The sequence below is a fragment of the Microvirga tunisiensis genome, assembly GCF_009296175.1.
Lineage (GTDB): Bacteria > Pseudomonadota > Alphaproteobacteria > Rhizobiales > Beijerinckiaceae > Microvirga > Microvirga tunisiensis.
The window spans coordinates 1-1027 of record NZ_VOSK01000843.1; the positions used below are offsets into that span (position 1 = coordinate 1).

1 protein-coding gene and 1 pseudogene are annotated in these 1027 nt (G+C 61.9%); one reads left to right on the top strand and one right to left on the bottom strand.

Translation table 11 applies throughout. The features are described from left to right. The first annotated feature begins 146 nt into the window (after positions 1 to 146). Positions 147 to 785 (top strand): redoxin domain-containing protein, encoded by a 639-nt coding sequence (locus tag FS320_RS44040; RefSeq protein WP_152718737.1) that lies wholly within the window; start codon positions 147 to 149, stop codon positions 783 to 785. Here the strand turns inward: FS320_RS44040 and FS320_RS46910 are convergent. Then, positions 774 to 1027, bottom strand: a pseudogene (locus tag FS320_RS46910) (IS630 family transposase); the annotation flags it as partial. The gene FS320_RS44040 and the pseudogene FS320_RS46910 overlap by 12 nt on opposite strands.

Genomic DNA, 1027 nt, shown 5'->3' on the forward strand with positions numbered 1-1027 from the left:
GGAACGCGCCGGCTTGATCCGCCGTCAGCCCGGAGTGGCGCGAAGCATCGAGGTGTTGGTCGCCCCTGAAGGCCTGCCCCTCCTCCGCCATCCCCAACTCGTCAAATCCTCTGGGCCGAGGATCTAGCAGAGGGAGGAGTTAGGCCATGAGCATCTCAGAAGCGCACCCCACAATTTCCCCAGGCCAGCGGGCGCCTGACTTCACGCTGCCGGCAGTGGACGGGTCCGGCACCGTGTCGCTGGCCGACTATCGAGGAAGAACCCCGTTGTTCCTCGCTTTGTTCGTCGGGCTGTGGTGTCCCTTCTGCCGGCGGGCCATCGCCCAGGTCGGAATGTCCGAACCAGCACTCAAAGCGTCAGGAATTGAAACACTCGGAATCGTGGCCACGCCACCCGAGAACGCTCGGCTCTATTTCAAATTTCGGCCAACCCGTTTCCGCTTGGCTGCTGACCCCGAGCTCACCACGCACCGGGCCTTTGGCATTCCAAAGCCTACGCCGACTCCTGAGCTCGTGAAGGCGCTCGGCGAGATCCGCATCAATCCCGACGGAATTTTGCCGGAGCCTCTGCCGATTATGGAGGCTGCTGCAGCCGTGGCAAAGCTTGACGGCTATACGGAGAACGACACCGATCACACTGATATGGAGCGCCAATGGCCCCAGCTAAAAGGGCAGTTCCTGATCGACCGTGATGGCATCGTCCGCTGGGCCAACGTCGAATGCGCCACGGAGGGCTTGGCCGGCGTGGGGAAGTTTCCCTCGAGCGATGACATCCTAGTGTTGTGACTCTAACGCTTGTTTCGCACGGGCGACCTTTTCCAGGATAGCTGAGGCCGAGGCGGTCCAGACAAAGGGTCTCGGGTCGGCATTGTGGTGCTCCAGGTAGTCCATGATAGCACTCTCCAGATCGGGCACGCTCGTGAAGGCGCCCCGCCGAATGCGCTCCTGGGTGATCAGGGCAAAGAAGCGCTCAACCTGGTTGAGCCATGAGGCCGAGGTCGGCGTGAAGTGCAGGTGGAAGCGCGGAT

Bases quoted from the DNA above. Each gene is read 5' to 3' on its own strand.
- FS320_RS44040 (WP_152718737.1), top strand. From the start codon at position 147: ATGAGCATCTCAGAAGCGCACCCCACAATTTCCCCAGGCCAGCGGGCG.